This is a genomic window from Rathayibacter sp. VKM Ac-2926 (genome assembly GCF_022815565.1).
GTDB lineage: Bacteria > Actinomycetota > Actinomycetes > Actinomycetales > Microbacteriaceae > Rathayibacter > Rathayibacter festucae.
Genome location: NZ_JALGRS010000016.1, coordinates 62,644 through 79,342, shown reverse-complemented (window position 1 = coordinate 79,342; position 16,699 = coordinate 62,644). Strand labels below are relative to the sequence as shown.

Below are 16,699 nucleotides of genomic sequence, written 5' to 3'. Positions count from 1 at the left end.
ACCACCGACCCCACACCGGAATCGGCGGATCAACCCCCGCAGAACGCGTCCACAACCTCACGGGGAACTACAGCTAGAGGACGTCGGTGCGGCCCGAGAGGCGGAGGGCGTCGACGACGCCCTTCACCTTCTGGGCGTTCTCGGTGGTGGTGACGAGGAGGGCGTCGGGGGTGTCGACGACGACGATGTCCTTCACGCCGATCAGCGCGATGGTGCGGTTGCCGCCGCTGACGACGATGCCGGTGGCGGAGTCGGCCAGGACGCGGGCGTCCTCGCCGAGGATCGCCAGGTCGGAGCGCAGGCCGCTCGCGTGCAGCTTCGCGATCGACGCGAAGTCTCCGACGTCGTCCCAGGAGAAGTGGCCGGGGACGACGGCGAGCTTGCCCTCCGCGGCGGCCGGCTCGGCGACCGAGTAGTCGATCGCGATCTTCTCGAGGCCCGGCCAGATGCGGTCGACGACCGCGCCGCGCTCCGGGGTGTCCCACGCCTCCGCGAGCTCGAGCAGACCGGCGAGCAGCTTCGGCTTCGAGCGGCCGAGCTCCTCGAGCAGGCGGTCGGCGCGGGCGATGAACATGCCGGCGTTCCAGAGGTACTGACCGCTCTGGACGTAGGTGCGGGCGGTCTCGGCGTCGGGCTTCTCGACGAAGGAGTCGACGGCGAGCGTGTGCGCGGCGCCCTCGATGCCGAGGTGGGCGCCGGTGCGGATGTAGCCGAAGCCCACCGCGGGCTCGGTCGGCGTGATGCCGATGGTCGCGATGTAGCCGGCGTCGGCGGCGACGACCGCCTCCGCGACCGCGTCGTGGAAGAGGTGCTGACCGCTGATCACGTGATCGGCCGCGAACGAGCCGATGATCACGCCGGGCTCGCGGCGCTCGAGGATCGCGGCGGCGAGGCCGATCGCGGCGGAGGAGTCGCGCGGCTCGCTCTCGAGGACGACGTTGAGGTCCTCGAGGTTCTCGAGCTGGCGCTCCACGGCGGCGCGGTGCGCACGGCCGGTGACGACCATGATGCGGTCGGCGCCCGAGATCGGCGCGAGGCGGTCCCAGGTGTCGCGGAGCAGGGTCTGGCCCGAGCCGGTGAGGTCGTGCAGGAACTTGGGGGCGTCGGCCCGGGAGAGCGGCCACAGCCTCGAGCCGATCCCGCCTGCCGGGATCACGCTGTAGAAGCGGTCGAGCGGGGCGCGGCCATCGGTCTCAGGTGATGTCATGTCCGCAGGATACAAGGGCGCCCGGACGTGTCCGTCCGTTCACCCGGGCGCGCTCCCGCGTTCACACGGCGCCCGTAGCGTCCGGATGGTGAGAGTCGCGGTCGTCACGGAGAGCTTCCTCCCGTCGTTGAACGGTGTCACCACGAGCGTCCTCCGGGTCCTCGACGAGTTCGCGGCGCGCGGGATCGAGGCCCTCGTCGTCTGCCCTGCCGCGGGTGCGCCCGGGCACTACGCCGGCCACCGCGTCGTCGAGCACCCGGCGATCGCCTACCGCGACTTCCCCGTCGGGATCCCGACGCTCGCGCTCACCCGCGAGCTCGCCGACTTCGAACCCGACGTCGTGCACGTCGCCTCGCCCTTCCTTCTGGGGGCGCGCGCCATCGCCTCCGCGAACCGGCTCGGCGTGCCCAGCGTCGCGATCTACCAGACCGACGTCGCGCGCTTCGCCGCCCGCTACGGCATCCGCGGCGCCCGGGCCCTGGCCTGGCGGGTGATCCGTCAGATCCACGCGGGCGCCGACCTCACCCTCGCCCCCTCGACCAGCGCGCTCGACGACCTCGCCGCCGCCGGGATCGAGCGCACCGCGCTCTGGGGGCGCGGCGTGCAGAGCGACCGCTTCCACCCGCGGATGCGCTCCTCCCCCTACGCCGCCGAGGTGCGGGCGCCTGTCGCCGCCGGCGACGCGCTCGTCGGCTACATCGGCCGCCTCTCCCCCGAGAAGCGGGTCGAGCGCCTGGCGTCCCTCTCCTCTCTTCCGGGCGCGGACCTGGTCGTCGGCGGCTACGGACCCTCCTCCTCCCGGGTCGCGGCGGCGCTCGGCTCCTCGGCGCGGATGCTCGGACGGCTCGACGGCGAGCGCCTGCCCGCGGTCTTCGCGGCGCTGGACGTCTTCGTGCACACCGGCACCGAGGAGACCTTCGGGCAGACCGTGCAGGAGGCGCAGGCCTCGGGCACCGCCGTCGTCGCCCCGCACGCCGGCGGCCCGACCGATCTGATCGAGCACGGGGTCGACGGACTGCTCTACGCGCCGGAGAGCGACTCCGATCTCCGTCGGCAGGTCGAGCGGCTCCTGGGCGACCCGCAGCTCCGCTCCCGGCTCGGCGAAGCGGGCCGGCGCCGCGTGCTGCACCGCACCTGGAGCGCGCTCACGGACGAGCTCCTCGCGCACTACGCGACGGTCGGCGCACCCGTGTCGATGGCCCGCGGCAGCTAAGGCTCGCCTAAGCCGCGGCGATCGGGCCCGGCGCTTAGAATCGTCGAGCGAGTGTTCTCGCCGCTCCTCCGCCCCGCCCGCGTCCTCGAGTCGCGGGTCCGGTCAGGCCGACGGAGCAGTCAACCAGGGAGGGTTGTTCGTGTCAGTTTCAGCTGCTCAAACCCTCGCACCCCGGAAGCAGGGGAAGATCCGCCGTCCGGCCGGAACCCTCTACCGCGGTCGCGAAGGCATGTGGTCGTGGGTGCTGCACCGGATCACCGGTGTCGCCATCTTCTTCTTCCTCCTCGTGCACGTCCTCGACACGGCCCTCATCGCCGTGAGCCCCGAGGCGTACAACGCGGTCATCGCCCAGTACAAGAACCCGATCATGGGCCTCGGCGAGACCGGCCTCGTGGCCGCGATCGCGTTCCACGCCATGAACGGCCTGCGCATCATCCTGGTCGACTTCTGGAGCTGGGCCACCCGCCACCAGCGCCTGCTCTTCTGGGTCGTCATCGGCCTGTGGGTCGTGCTGATGCTCGGCTTCGCACCCCGCCACCTCATCAACGTCTTCAGCGAGGGAGGTGCCCATTGAGCACCGTCGCCGCACCGCGGACTCCGCACGTCCCGACCCGCTCCTCCGGCACCAACTGGGAGAAGTGGGGCTGGATCTACATGCGCGCCTCCGGCGTCGTGCTGATCGTCCTGATCTTCGGGCACCTGATCTTCAACCTCCTGCTCGGCGACGGCATCAAGGCCATCGACTTCGGCTTCGTCGGCGGCAAGCTCGCCAACCCGTTCTGGCAGTGGTGGGACGTCGCGATGCTCTGGCTCGCGCTCATCCACGGCGGCAACGGCATGCGCACGCTGGTGAACGACTACGCGACCTCGCCGCTGCTGGCCCGCGTCTTCAAGGGCGGCATCGTCGTCTCGGTCGTCGCGCTGATCGCGCTCGGCACCTACGTCGTCTTCGGCTTCAACCCCTGCCCCACCGGCGGGGACCCGAGCCTGCTGCCCTCCTTCTGCGCCGCCTAGGCGCCCGGTGCCGCGCGGTCTGACCGCGCGGCACCGCCACGCCACCGGGAGCGCCCCTCCCCCACTCCCGCCCTTCCACCCCGTTCAACGGAGCAGTAACCCAGTGAGCACACCAGGCCACGTCCACAGCGGCGGCGCTGATCAGAGCGCCTTCACCCAGACCCTCGGCGCCGACGGCGTCCACTACCACCAGTTCGACGTGGTGATCGTGGGAGCCGGCGGAGCGGGCATGCGCGCCGCGATCGAGGCCGGGCCCAAGGCGAAGACCGCCGTCATCTCCAAGCTGTACCCGACGCGCTCGCACACCGGCGCGGCGCAGGGCGGCATGGCCGCCGCCCTCGCGAACGTCGAGGAGGACAGCTGGGAGTGGCACACCTTCGACACCGTCAAGGGCGGCGACTACCTGGTCGACCAGGACGCGGCGGAGATCCTCGCGAAGGAGGCCATCGACGCGGTCATCGACCTCGAGAACATGGGCCTCCCGTTCAACCGCACCGAGGACGGCAAGATCGACCAGCGCCGCTTCGGCGGGCACACCCGCGACCACGGCAAGGCGCCCGTGCGCCGGGCCTGCTACGCGGCCGACCGCACCGGCCACATGATCCTGCAGACGCTGTTCCAGAACTGCGTCCGCCTGGGCATCAACTTCTACAACGAGTTCTACGTGCTCGACCTCGTGATGACCGAGGTCGACGGCGTCAACAAGCCGTCCGGCGTCGTCGCCTACGAGCTGGCGACCGGCGAGCTGCACGTCTTCCAGGCGAAGGCGATCATCTTCGCCACCGGCGGCTTCGGCAAGATCTACAAGACGACGTCGAACGCGCACACCCTCACGGGCGACGGCGTCGGCATCATCTGGCGCAAGGGCCTCCCCCTCGAGGACATGGAGTTCTTCCAGTTCCACCCGACCGGCCTCGCCGGGCTCGGCATCCTCCTCACCGAGGGAGCGCGAGGAGAGGGTGCGATCCTCCGCAACGCCTCGGGCGAGCGCTTCATGGAGCGCTACGCCCCCACCATCAAGGACCTCGCGCCGCGCGACATCGTCGCCCGCTGCATGGTCCAGGAGGTGGCGGAGGGCCGCGGCGCCGGCCCGCACAAGGACTACGTGCTGCTGGACTGCACCCACCTCGGAGCCGAGGTGCTCGAGACGAAGCTCCCGGACATCACCGAGTTCGCCCGCACCTACCTGGGCGTCGACCCGGTCGTCGAGCCGGTGCCGGTCATGCCGACCGCGCACTACGCGATGGGCGGCATCCCGACCAACGTCAAGGCCGAGGTCCTCTCGGACAACACCACCGTCGTCCCCGGCCTCTACGCCGCCGGCGAGTGCGCCTGCGTCTCGGTGCACGGCTCGAACCGCCTCGGCACCAACTCGCTGCTCGACATCAACGTCTTCGGGAAGCGCAGCGGCAACAACGCCGCGGACTACTCGCAGACCGTCGACTTCACTCCCCTGCCCGAGAACCCCGCCGGCGCGATCCGCGACATGCTCGCCTCGCTCCGCGGCGCCACCGGCACCGAGCGGATCGCCTCGATCCGCAAGGAGCTGCAGGACGAGATGGACAAGAACGCCCAGGTGTTCCGCACCGACGAGTCGCTCGAGCAGGTCACCGGCACCATCCAGCGCCTGCGCGACCGGTTCCGCAACATCTCGGTGCAGGACAAGGGCAAGCGCTTCAACACCGATCTCCTGGAGGCCGTCGAGCTCGGCTTCCTCCTCGACCTCGCCGAGGTCGTCGTCTACTCCGCCCGGAACCGCAAGGAGAGCCGCGGCGGCCACATGCGCGACGACTTCCCCAAGCGCGACGACGAGAACTACATGCAGCACACGATGGCGTACCTCTCCGGTGACGCCCACTCCTCCGACGCGGGCGACCACATCCGCCTCGATTGGAAGCCCGTCGTGATCACCCGGTACCAGCCGATGGAGAGGAAGTACTAGTCGTGTCGTCCGCCACTCTCGAGCAGCCCCCCGCCGCCCCCGCGGCCCCGGAGGCGTTCACCGTCACGTTCATCATCCGCCGCTTCGACCCGGAGCAGGACACCGAGCCGCGCTGGCAGGACTTCGACGTCGAGATGTTCTCGACCGACCGCGTCCTCGACGCGCTGCACCGGATCAAGTGGGACCAGGACGGCTCGCTGACCTTCCGCCGCTCCTGCGCACACGGCATCTGCGGCTCCGACGCGATGCGGATCAACGGCCGCAACCGCCTGGCCTGCAAGACGCTGATCAAGGACCTCGACATCTCGCAGCCGATCTACATCGAAGCGATCAAGGGCCTGCCCCTCGAGAAGGACCTCGTCGTGGACATGGAGCCGTTCTTCGCCTCCTACCGCGAGGTGCAGCCGTTCCTGATCGCGAACACCCCGCCCACCAAGGGCAAGGAGCGCGTGCAGTCGGTCGCCGACCGCGCCCGCTTCGACGACACCACCAAGTGCATCCTCTGCGCGGCGTGCACGTCGTCCTGCCCCGTGTTCTGGACGGACGGGCAGTACTTCGGCCCCGCCGCGATCGTCAACGCGCACCGCTTCATCTTCGACTCGCGCGACGACGCCGGCGGAGCCCGCCTGGACATCCTCAACGACAAGGAGGGCGTCTGGCGCTGCCGCACGACCTTCAACTGCACCGAGGCCTGCCCCCGCGGCATCCAGATCACCCAGGCGATCGCCGAGGTGAAGCAGGCCGTCATCCGCGGCCGCGCCTGACGCTTCGTCCCCCGTTCGGCCCGTCGTGATCCTCGGATCCGGCGGGCCGTTCGTCGTCCCCGGGCCCGGCGGTCTACCTTCGGCACGTGGAAGCAGCTCCGGCACGCCACAATCCGGCCGATCGGCGAGCCCGACTCGCAATCACGAGCCGAACATCCCCCGCGCCACCTCCGGCACGCGGTAACGGCTTCGGCACGTTCGAAACCGGCGAATCAACGAGCCCGACCCGGAATCACGAGCCGAACATCGCCCACGCCGCCTCCGGCACGGAGAAACGGCTTCGGCACGTTCGAAACCGGTGAATCAACGAGCCCGACTCGGAATCACGAGCCGAACATCGCCCGCGCCACCTCCGGCACGCGGAAACGGCTCGGGCACGCCCGACGACGGCGGATCGACGAGCCGGACCCCGAATCGCGAGCCCGACGTCCTCGGAGCCGGCCCTCGATCGCCGGTCGTCTCCTCCACAGTCCACGGTGAGCGCGAGCTCTCCACCGAACGGGCGATCAGGTCCGCACGGATCGCCGTCCGACGGCAGAGTCGGCGCATGCAGTACGGAGTGCACCACATCGGCTACCTTCACGCGGTCGGCGTCGACGCCACGGCCGCCGTGCGATCGGGGGCGCTGCGCCGCATCAGGCGCGGTTGGTACGCGTCGCCGCACGCGTCGGCGGAGGAGCTGCGCGCGGCGGAGGCCTGCGGGTCGCTGTCCTGCATCTCGCTGCTGGCGGAGGCAGGCGCTTTCCGCCCGCCCGACACCCGACTCCATCTCTCCATCACCTCCAGCTCGCGCCCGCGGCCGCGAGAACTGGGCGACGACGTGGTCGCGCACTGGAGTCGCCGTGCACGGCCGGCGGAGTACCGCTCCATCCGGACGACGCGCATCGAGGCGCTGACCCAGGTCTTCCTCTGCCAGCCTCTCGAGCTCGCCGTCGCCGTCGCCGATTCGTGTCTGCGCCTGCGCCTCATCGGGGCCGATGGTCTCGCCCAGGCGCTGGCGGCGCTGCCCCGTCGCTTCGCCGTCGTCGCGGAGCTCGTCGACGCCCGGTCGGAGTCCGGGACGGAGTCGGTCACTCGGGTCCGCCTGCATCCGCTCGGCATCAGGTGCGACATCCAGGTCGAGATCGACGGCGTCGGCAGGGTCGACCTGGTGATCGACGGGTGGCTGCTCCTCGAGATCGACGGTCGGGCCTGGCACGACGACCCCCACGCCTTCCAGCGAGACCGGGATCGCGACCGCGCAGCAGCCGAGCGCGGGTACACGACGCTCCGCTTCACCTACCCGGACGTGATGCATCACTGGCCGCGCACCCGCGACAGCATCCTCGCGGTCCGCGCCCGCGGCCCGCTCCGCTGAGCCCCGCCCGCCCGGCGCGAGCACCCGTCCAGTGACGATCAGAGGCGCACGGCTTGAGGAAGCCGAGGTCGTCGCGCGACCACCGGCCGGCCGCGCCGATGCTCCGGCACGCGGAACAGGCTCCGGCACGCAGGAGGGGCGTGCTTCCGCGAGCCGGAGGTCCTTCCACGAGCCGAGGGTCGCGTCGGGGCCGTTCGGGCACGCGGAAAGCGCTCGGGCACGTCAGAATCGGCCGGAGTGACGGGCCGGAGGTGATTCTGCGAGCCGGAGGTCCCGCGGACGAGGTCGGGCACGCGGAAACAGCTCCGGCACGCCGGAAGTCCGCGATTCCACGAGCCGAGGATCGTTCCGCGAGCCGGACGTGACGGCGTCGACGCCTCGGCACGCGAGACGAGCCTCGGCTCGTCAGAAGCGCGCAGGACGACGAGCCGGAGGCGATTCCGCGAGCCGGAGGTCGCGCGGACGAGCTTCGGCACGCGGAAACCACCTCGGCACGCGGGATGCAAGCAATTCCACGAGCCGAGGATCATTCCGCGAGCCGGAGGTCGCGCCGCCGAGGTCCGGCACGCAGGAACTGCTCCGGCACGTCGGATGTGCGGCAGTCCACGAGCCGGAGGTGATTCCACGAGCCGGAGGTGATTCCGCGAGCCGGAGGTCGCGCCGCCGAGGTCCGGCACGCAGGAACTGCTCCGGCACGTCGGATGTGCGGCATTCCACGAGCCGGAGGTGTTTCCACGAGCCGGAGGTGATTCTGCGAGCCGGAGGTCGCGCCGCCGAGGTCCGGCACGCAGGAACTGCTCCGGCACGTCGGATGTGCGGCATCCGACGAGCCGGAGGCGACCCCGCGAGCCGGAGGTCGCGTCGCCGCGCGCGGCGGAGGCGTGCGTCTCGGAGCCGCGCCCGGCGCCTCTACGCTGGAGGGCATGACGGAGGCGGCGACCGAGGCACCGCGCGGCATCCCGGCGCTGTTCGAGCGGATCATGCGGACGCGTCCGGTGCGGGTGATGCTGCACTACTCCGAGAGCGGCGGGCCGCTGTTCGCGTCGGGGCTCGCCTTCCAGGCGCTGTTCGCGATCTTCGCGGCGCTGTTCGTCTTCTTCGCGGTCTTCGGCTTCGTCCTGCGGGACAACGCGGCGCTGCGCGACTCGCTCCTGCAGCTGCTCACCAGCTCGGTGCCCGGGCTGATCGGCGACAAGAACTCGCTGGTCTCCATCGACACGCTGCTCGACTCCACGATCCTCGGCTGGACCGGAGTGATCGCCGCCGCCGGTCTGCTCTGGACGGCGCTCAACTTCCTCGGCAGCCTCCGCCAGGCGGTGCGGATCCTGTTCTCCCTGCCCGGTCCGACCGTCCTGTTCGTGCTGCTCAAGCTCAAGGACGCGGGGCTCGCGCTCGTCTTCGGCGCCGTCCTCGTCGTCTCCGCGGCGCTCTCGGTCTTCTCGACCTCGTTCGTCGACGTCGCGTTCGACGTCCTCGGGATCGGCAGCGACTCGACCCTCGGCCGGGTCACCGGCACCGTCGTCGGCCTGCTGATCATGCTCGCGCTCGACACCGCGACGCTCGCCGGCTCGTTCCGGATCCTCAGCGGCATCCCGATCCCGTGGAAGAACCTCTGGGTCGGCGCGCTGATGGGCGGGATCGCGCTCGGCGCGCTCAAGGTCCTCGGGACGCAACTGCTCGGCGGCGCCTCGCGCAACCCGCTGCTCGCCTCCTTCGCCGTCCTGATCGGTCTGCTGATCTGGTTCAACCTGGTCTGCCAGGTGATCCTGATCGTCGCCTCCTGGATCTCGGTGGGCATGAGCGACGCCGGCATCTCGGCGCGCAAGCGCACGCCGGACGAGATCGAGCGCGAGCGCGAGGAGCAGCTGCGCCTCGCCCGCCGCACCCTCGCCGAGGCGGAGCGCGAGCGCCTGCGCGCCGCCCTGCCGGACGCCTCGCTGCTCAAGCGCCGACGCTTGGAGAAGCAGCTCTCGCGCCTCGAGGACGAGCTGGCCGACGCGGCCGCCTGACTCCGCGACAGTCGCTGTCCGCGACGCGCGCTCTCCGCGACGCGCGCTCTCCTCGACGCCGATGCGGCGTCGGAGCCCCCGAGCGGAACGACGCCCGACGAATATGTCCGTTTCTGTTGACAGCGGACACGAACGGGTCTAAAAAGATGTAAACGCAGATCCGAGGTCGACACCGACACCGCGGACGAGGCGTAGCATCTCGCGAGACGACGGAGTCCACATGTACGCACCGGAGCGGCACCAGGCGATCCTGGACCGCGCCCGCACCGACGGGCGGGTCGATGTCCGCGACCTCGCGCAGTCCCTCGCGGTCACGCCCGAGACGATCCGGCGCGATCTCACCAGCCTGGAGAAGCGCGGCCTCCTGCGCCGAGCCCACGGCGGGGCCATCCCCGTCGAGCGCCTCGGCATCGAGCCCGAGGTCGCCGCCCGCGAGGGCCACCTCGCCGCGGAGAAGGACCGCATCGCCACCGCCGCGCTGGCCGAGGTCCCCGACGGCGGCTCGATCGCCATCGACGCCGGGACCACCACGGTCCGCCTCGCGGAGCTGCTCCCCCTGGACCGCCGGCTGACGGTCGTCACCCATTCCCTCCCTGTCGCGGTGGCGCTCGTCGGCCGGCCCAACATCGACCTGCACCTGCTCGGCGGGCACCTGCGCGGCGTCACGCAGGCCGCCGTCGGGCCGTGGGTCGCCCAGGTGATCCCCACCGTCTCGGTGGACGTCGCCTTCATCGGCACGAACGGCATCAGCCGGGAGCGGGGGCTCACCACCCCCGACCTCGACGAGGCCGTCGTCAAGACCGCGCTCATCGCCGCCGCGCGCCGGGTCGTCGTCCTCGCCGACCACTCCAAGTTCGGTCGCCAGGACTTCGGGCACGTCGCCCCGCTGTCCGCGATCGACACCGTCATCACCGATCGAGGGGTCGACGACGAGCTCGCCGACGACATCGAATCGGCCGGCCCGGAGGTCGTCCGCGCATGATCGTCACCGTCACCGCCAACCCCAGCATCGACGTCACCCTGTCGACGAGCGGCTTCGCCGTCGGCGAGGTCAACCGCGCCCACGGAGTGCGCCGCGACCCGGCCGGCAAGGGCGTCAACGTCGCCAGGGCCCTCGCCCGCAACGGCGTCGAGGCCACGGCGATCTACCCGGCCGACGCCTCGACCGGCCTCGACCTGCGCACCATGCTCGAGGCGGCCGGAGTCGCCTCCGCCAGCGCCGCGATCGCCGAGCCGATCCGCACCAACATCACCGTCGTCGACGACGCGACCGGCCGGACCACCAAGATCAACGAGCCCGGCCCGGCCGTCACGCCGGAGGAGGCGAAGGCGCTCTCCGCTCTGATCTGCGACCACGTCGTCGCCGGCCCGCGCTGGCTCGTCGCCTGCGGCAGCGTCCCGCCCGGCCTCGGCGACGACTTCTACCCGGCGCTCGGCCGCCTCGCCACCCACTTCGGCGTCCCCCTGGCCGTCGACACCTCCGGAGCACCGCTGACCGCGATCATCGCGGCCGGCACCGCGACGCTGGTGAAGCCCAACCTCGAGGAGCTCGAGGAGCTCCTCGGCCGCTCCCTCGCGACCGTCGGCGACGTCGTCGACGGAGCCCGCACACTCCTCCGCCTCCCGGACGCGCGAGCGCTCGTGAGCCTCGGAGAGCACGGCGCCCTCCTCGTCACGGCGGACTCGTCGTGGTGGGCGGGCGCACCCCCCGTCGTGCCCCTCAGCACCGTCGGCGCCGGCGACAGCACCCTCGCGGGCTACCTGTCGGCGACCGAGGCCTCGGAGGCGGAGCGTCTGCGGACGGCCGTCGCCTGGGGCACCGCCGCCGTCACCCTCCCGGGCAGTGAAGCCCCGGGTCCCGACTCCCTCCGCCTCGACGACGTCTCCGTCGTCGAGAACCCCGACCCCACCCTCCCGATTGGAGAACTGAGCGCATGACTGCTCTCACCGAGGCGTCGACGGTCATCGTCGACCTCACCGCCGCCACGAAGGACGACGCCACCGCGCAGCTCGCGAAGACGCTCGCCGACGCCGGCCGCGTCACCGACCTCGACGGCTTCCTCGCCGACGTCCGCGACCGCGAGTCGCAGATGGCCACCGGCATGCCCGGCGGCATCGGGATCCCCCACGCCCGCTCCTCGCACGTCGTCTCGCCCAGCGTCGCGGTCGGCATCGCCAAGTCCGGCGTCGACTTCGGCGCCCCGGACGGCCCCGCGGACCTGATCTTCCTCATCGCCGCCCCCGACGGCGCCGACCAGGCCCACCTCAAGATCCTCGCCCAGCTCGCCCGCAAGCTGATCCACGAGTCCTTCACCGGATCCCTCCGCGCCGCCGGCAGCGGCCAGGAAGTCGCGGACATCATCGCCCGAGAGGTCGTCGTCTCGTGAAGATCGTCGCCGTCACCAGCTGCATCGCCGGCATCGCGCACACCTACATGGCGGCCGAGGCCCTCGAGCAGGCCGCCAAGAAGAAGGGCTACCAGATCCAGGTCGAGACCCAGGGTGCCGCCGGCTCCGACCCGATGTCCGACCAGACGATCGCCGACGCCGACGTCGTGATCCTCGCCGCCGACCTCGAGGTCCGCGGCAAGGATCGCTTCGCCGGCAAGCCGACCCTCGAGGTCGGCACCTCGGAGGCGCTCGCGAAGGCCGCGGACGTCATCGACCGCGCCGCCGCGAAGGTCCAGGACGCTCCCGCCGCCGCCTCGACGGGCGCCCCGCGCTTCGTCGCGGTGACGAGCTGCATCGCCGGCATCGCGCACACCTACATGGCCGCCGAGGCGCTCGAGCAGGCCGCGAAGAAGCGCGGCTACCCGATCCACGTCGAGACCCAGGGCGCCGCCGGCTCGGACGAGATGACCGCGGGCGACATCGCCGCCGCGGACGTCGTCATCCTCGCCGCCGACCTCGAGATCCGCGGCAAGGACCGCTTCGCCGGCAAGCCGATCCTCCAGGTCGGCGTCGCCGAGGCGCTGTCGAAGCCGGACGAGGTGCTCGACCGGGCCCTCGCCCTGCGCGGCACCGGCACGGCTCCGTCCGCCGCCCGCTCGACTCCGGCCGCGGCGCCCGCCGCCCCGAAGAAGGTCGGCGTCGGCACGCGCATCCGCCAGAACCTGATGACCGGCGTCTCGTACATGATCCCGTTCGTCGCGGCGGGCGGTCTGCTGATCGCACTGTCGTTCCTCTTCGGCGGCTACCAGATCGTCAGCTACACGCCGCAGCAGATCATCGACAACGGCTTCAACATCGCCAACATCACCGACTGGGCCGGAGTGATGTTCCTGATCGGCGGCGCGACCTTCGCGTTCCTGGTGCCGGTGCTCTCGGGCTTCATCGCCTTCGGCATCGCGGACCGCCCCGGCATCGCGCCCGGCTTCCTCGGCGGCGCCGTGGCGGTCACCGTCGGCGCCGGCTTCCTCGGCGGCCTCGCGTCCGGCTTCATCGCCGGCTACGCGGCGCTCTACATCTCGCGGATCAAGCTGCCGGCGGCGTTCAAGTCGCTGATGCCGGTGGTCATCATCCCGCTGATCGCGACCTTCATCACGGGCTTCCTGATGTTCGTCGTCCTCGGCGCCCCGCTGCGTGCGCTGAGCGAGGGACTGTCGGCCTGGCTCTCGGGCCTCACCGGCGGCAACCTGATCATCCTGGGGATCATCCTCGGCCTGATGATGGCGTTCGACATGGGCGGCCCGGTCAACAAGGTGGCCTACGCCTTCGCGACCACGGGGCTCGCCTCGGTCCCCGCGGACGGCGACCCGAACTCCGTGCAGTTCAAGGTGATGGCGATCGTGATGGCGGCCGGCATGACGCCGCCGCTGGGCCTCGCCCTCGCGACCTCGCTCCGCAAGCGCCTGTTCACCGACGCCGAGCGCCAGAACGGCAAGGCGGCCTACCTGCTGGGCGCCTCCTTCATCTCGGAGGGAGCGATCCCGTTCGCCGCGGTCGACCCGCTGCGCGTGATCCCCTCCGCCATGATCGGCTCCGCCGTCACCGGCGCGCTCGTCGCGCTGTTCGGCTCGACGCTGCGTGCCCCGCACGGCGGCATCTGGGTGACCGGACTGGTGGGGCAGCCGCTGCTCTACCTGGTCGCGATCCTCGTCGGCATGGTGGTCACGGCGGTCTGCGTGATCATCGCGAAGAGCATCAAGCGCGCTCCGATCGTCGCCGAGGTCCCGGAGCCGGCCACGGCCCGCCCCGTCGCCGTCTGATCCGCACCGATCGACCGTCCTGAGCGGTCCCGCCGGCGGTCCCGACTCCGTGTCGCCCCTCTCCTCCGAGGGGGCGGCGCGGGGCGGGGCCGCCGGCTTCTGCGTGCCCGGGGATGCACCGCTGCGCCGCTCCCCCGTGCGCCGCGCGCTGTCGGCGGTCCTCCGTAGACTGCTCCGGTGACTCGAAAGCCGCTCCGCATCGCCTCCGTCAACGTCAACGGTGTCCGCGCCGCCTTCCGCAAGGGCATGGGCGACTGGCTCGCCGCCCGCGACGTCGACATCCTCGCCCTGCAGGAGGTCCGCGCCTCCACCGACGACCTCACCGGCCTGCTCGGCGACGAGTGGGACGTGCTGCACGACGAGGCGACCGCCAAGGGCCGCGCCGGAGTCGCGCTCGCCTCGCGCAAGCGCGCGACGATCCACCGGGTCGCGCTCGGCGCCGACGACTTCGATTCCGCGGGCCGCTGGCTCGAGGCCGACTACGAGGTCGGCGACCGGACCGTGACCGTCGTCTCCACCTACGTGCACTCGGGCGGCGTCGGCACGCCGAAGCAGGACGAGAAGATGCGCTTCCTCGACGCGATGATCGAGCGCCTCCCCCAGCTCCAGGCCCACAACCCGCTCGCCGTGGTGATGGGCGATCTCAACGTCGGCCACCGCACCCTCGACATCAAGAACTGGAAGGGCAACGTCAAGAAGGCCGGCTTCCTCCCCGAGGAGCGCGCCTACTTCGACCGCTTCGTCGGCGCCGAGGGCGAGGAGGGCTACAACGCCGGAGCGGGGATGGGCTGGGTCGACCTCGGCCGCCGCTTCGCCGGCGAGGTGCCCGGCCCCTACACCTGGTGGTCGCAGCGCGGCCAGGCGTTCGACACCGACACCGGCTGGCGGATCGACTACCAGCTCGCGACGCCGGAGCTCGCCGCCCTGGCCCGCAGCTACGAGATCGACCGCGCCAGCGCCTGGGACACCCGCTGGTCCGACCACGCGCCGGTCGTCGTCGACTACGAGCTCTGACCCCCTTCTCCCCCGGCGCCGACCGCGCCGCCGTCACTCACGAGGCCTCACCATGACCCCCAGCACTCCGGGCGCGAAGCCCGTCATCTTCTCCGGCATGCAGCCCTCCTCGGGCTCGCTGCACCTCGGCAACTACATCGGCGCCCTCACGCAGTGGGTCGCGATGCAGGACGACTACGACGCCTACTACTGCGTCGTCGACCTGCACGCGATCACCGTGCCGCAGGAGCCCGCCGAGCTGCGCGAGCGCACCCGCGCGACGGCCGCGCAGTACATCGCCGCCGGCATCGACCCGGAGCGCTCGACGCTGTTCATCCAGTCGCACGTCCCGGCGCACGCGGAGCTGGCCTGGATCCTCAACACGGTCACCGGCTTCGGCGAGGCCAGCCGGATGACGCAGTTCAAGGACAAGTCGGCGAAGCAGGGCGCGGAGGCGGCCTCGGTCGGCCTGTTCACCTACCCGATCCTGATGGCGGCCGACATCCTGCTCTACCAGACCGACGCCGTGCCGGTCGGCGAGGACCAGCGCCAGCACCTCGAGCTGACCCGTGACCTCGCGAACCGCTTCAACACGCGCTTCGGTGCGACCTTCGCGATGCCGGAGCCGTACATCGCGAAGGAGACCGCGAAGATCTACGACCTGCAGAACCCCGGCGCCAAGATGTCGAAGTCGGCGGAGTCGGACGCGGGCCTGCTGAGCGTGCTCGACGAGCCGAAGGTCACCGCGAAGAAGATCATGCGCGCCGTCACCGACACCGAGTCGGAGGTGCGCTTCGACCGCGCCGCCAAGCCCGGCGTCTCGAACCTGCTCACGATCTACTCCGTCCTCGCCGACCGCACGATCGAGTCGCTCGAGCAGGAGTACGCGGGCCGCGGCTACGGCGACCTGAAGAAGGGCCTCGTCGAGGTCGTCGCCGCGACCTTCGACCCGATCCGCGCGCGCACCGCCGAGCTGCTCGCCGACCCGGCCGAGCTCGACCGGATGCTCGCTCGAGCGGCCGACCGCGCCTCCGAGACGGCCGAGCGCACGCTCGCGACCGTGTACGAGCGTGTCGGCCTGCTGCGCCGCGGCCGCTGAGCCGACCGTGCTGCGGCTGGCCCTCTTCGACCTCGACGACACGCTCTTCGCGCACGCCCGCGCAGTGCGCGAGGGCATCGTCGCGTACGCGGCGTCGCTCGGCGACGCCTACGCGGGCGAGGCGGGCGCGCTGCAGCGGCGATGGTACGCACTGGAGGAGGAGCACTACCACCGCTACCTCGCCGGCGAGCTCGACTACGAGGGGCAGCGCCGCGCCCGCGCCACGGCCTTCGCGGCCGACGCCGGTGTCGCACTGACGCCCGAGGAGGCGAGCGCGTGGTTCGCCGCCTACCTGGGGCACTACGTCGCGGCGTGGACGCTGCACGACGACGCCCTGCCGGTGCTCGACCGGCTCGCGGTGGCGGGCGTCCGGATCGGCGTGATCACCAATGGCGACGTGGACTTCCAGACGACCAAGACGGACGCGATCGGTCTGACGGAGCGGGTCGAGCACCTCGTCGCGTCGGGCGAGGTCGGCGTGACGAAGCCGGATGCGCGGATCTTCCGCGTCGCGTGCGAGCGCTTCGGCGTCGCTCCGGCGGACGCGCTGTACGTCGGCGACCGGCTGGGCACCGATGCGATCGGCGCGGCGCACGCCGGCCTGCGCGGGGTCTGGCTCGACCGCGTCGGCGGGCCCGAGCACGGGCGCGAGCTGCCGCCGGAGGCCGTCGAGCTCGGCGTGCAGCGGATCGGCTCGCTGGACGAGCTGGACGCGATCGCGGGGCTGACGGGCTGAGCGGCCGCGATCCGGCGTCTCGACGGGTGCGGAGCCGTCCGCCGCCCGCTCAGCGGTGTTCATGCTGATCGAGTAGCCCGCGCAGCGGGCGTATCGAGATCCACCCGCGCCAGAAAGACGAGTCTGCGGACCGCCCTTCTGAGGACGGTGGGTCTCGA

General features: G+C 71.5%; 15 protein-coding genes. 14 read left to right on the top strand and 1 reads right to left on the bottom strand.

Going from position 1 to position 16,699, the window contains the following annotated elements:
- Positions 1–73: 73 nt before the first annotated feature.
- Positions 74–1,207 (bottom strand): mannose-1-phosphate guanylyltransferase, encoded by a 1,134-nt coding sequence (locus MT351_RS18355; protein WP_243582897.1) that lies wholly within the window; start codon positions 1,205–1,207, stop codon positions 74–76.
- Positions 1,208–1,292: 85 nt separating this feature from the next.
- Between MT351_RS18355 and MT351_RS18350 the strand changes: the two genes are divergently transcribed.
- From MT351_RS18350 to MT351_RS18285, 14 genes are all read left to right on the top strand, one after another.
- A complete protein-coding gene (locus MT351_RS18350) occupies positions 1,293–2,420 on the top strand; it encodes a glycosyltransferase family 1 protein (RefSeq protein WP_279398457.1) in 1,128 nt (375 codons plus the stop codon).
- A gap of 139 nt (positions 2,421–2,559) precedes the next feature.
- The gene (sdhC, locus tag MT351_RS18345; RefSeq protein WP_132435881.1) at positions 2,560–2,994 is read left to right on the top strand and encodes a succinate dehydrogenase, cytochrome b556 subunit; all 435 of its coding nucleotides are present in this window, start codon (positions 2,560–2,562) and stop codon (positions 2,992–2,994) included.
- Positions 2,991–3,434: a succinate dehydrogenase hydrophobic membrane anchor subunit gene (locus MT351_RS18340; protein WP_123702562.1), complete on the top strand. Its 444-nt coding sequence runs from the start codon at positions 2,991–2,993 to the stop codon at positions 3,432–3,434. Before sdhC ends, MT351_RS18340 begins: the two co-directional genes overlap by 4 nt.
- Before the next feature lie 199 nt (positions 3,435–3,633).
- The gene (sdhA, locus tag MT351_RS18335) at positions 3,634–5,376 is read left to right on the top strand and encodes a succinate dehydrogenase flavoprotein subunit (protein ID WP_243582900.1); all 1,743 of its coding nucleotides are present in this window, start codon (positions 3,634–3,636) and stop codon (positions 5,374–5,376) included.
- Between the two features lie 2 nt (positions 5,377–5,378).
- Positions 5,379–6,140, top strand: a complete 762-nt coding sequence (locus tag MT351_RS18330; RefSeq protein ID WP_123445284.1) for a succinate dehydrogenase iron-sulfur subunit — start codon at positions 5,379–5,381, stop codon at positions 6,138–6,140.
- 547 nt (positions 6,141–6,687) lie between these two features.
- Positions 6,688–7,497 carry a hypothetical protein gene (locus MT351_RS18325; protein WP_243582896.1) on the top strand — a complete coding sequence of 270 codons (810 nt, stop codon included), beginning with the start codon at positions 6,688–6,690 and terminating at the stop codon, positions 7,495–7,497.
- A 923-nt stretch (positions 7,498–8,420) separates the two neighbouring features.
- Complete coding sequence (locus MT351_RS18320; protein WP_243582895.1) at positions 8,421–9,506, top strand: YihY/virulence factor BrkB family protein; 1,086 nt, start codon at positions 8,421–8,423, stop codon at positions 9,504–9,506.
- Positions 9,507–9,726: 220 nt separating this feature from the next.
- Positions 9,727–10,488, top strand: coding sequence for a DeoR/GlpR family DNA-binding transcription regulator (locus MT351_RS18315; RefSeq protein WP_243582894.1), 762 nt, complete (start codon positions 9,727–9,729; stop codon positions 10,486–10,488).
- A complete protein-coding gene (locus MT351_RS18310) occupies positions 10,485–11,444 on the top strand; it encodes a 1-phosphofructokinase family hexose kinase (RefSeq protein ID WP_243582893.1) in 960 nt (319 codons plus the stop codon). The genes MT351_RS18315 and MT351_RS18310 overlap by 4 nt, the downstream gene beginning before the upstream one ends.
- Positions 11,441–11,893 carry a PTS sugar transporter subunit IIA gene (locus tag MT351_RS18305; protein ID WP_123445279.1) on the top strand — a complete coding sequence of 151 codons (453 nt, stop codon included), beginning with the start codon at positions 11,441–11,443 and terminating at the stop codon, positions 11,891–11,893. Before MT351_RS18310 ends, MT351_RS18305 begins: the two co-directional genes overlap by 4 nt.
- The gene (locus tag MT351_RS18300; RefSeq protein ID WP_208544765.1) at positions 11,890–13,713 is read left to right on the top strand and encodes a PTS fructose-like transporter subunit IIB; all 1,824 of its coding nucleotides are present in this window, start codon (positions 11,890–11,892) and stop codon (positions 13,711–13,713) included. Before MT351_RS18305 ends, MT351_RS18300 begins: the two co-directional genes overlap by 4 nt.
- A 177-nt stretch (positions 13,714–13,890) precedes the next feature.
- Positions 13,891–14,727 (top strand): exodeoxyribonuclease III, encoded by an 837-nt coding sequence (locus MT351_RS18295; protein WP_123445277.1) that lies wholly within the window; start codon positions 13,891–13,893, stop codon positions 14,725–14,727.
- Positions 14,728–14,779: 52 nt separating this feature from the next.
- On the top strand, positions 14,780–15,805 hold the full coding sequence (gene trpS / locus MT351_RS18290) for a tryptophan--tRNA ligase (protein ID WP_123735191.1): 1,026 nt from the start codon (positions 14,780–14,782) through the stop codon (positions 15,803–15,805).
- Entirely contained in the window at positions 15,777–16,541 is a 765-nt protein-coding gene (locus MT351_RS18285) for an HAD family hydrolase (protein WP_243582892.1), read from the top strand. Before trpS ends, MT351_RS18285 begins: the two co-directional genes overlap by 29 nt.
- The last annotated feature ends 158 nt before the right edge of the window (positions 16,542–16,699 follow it).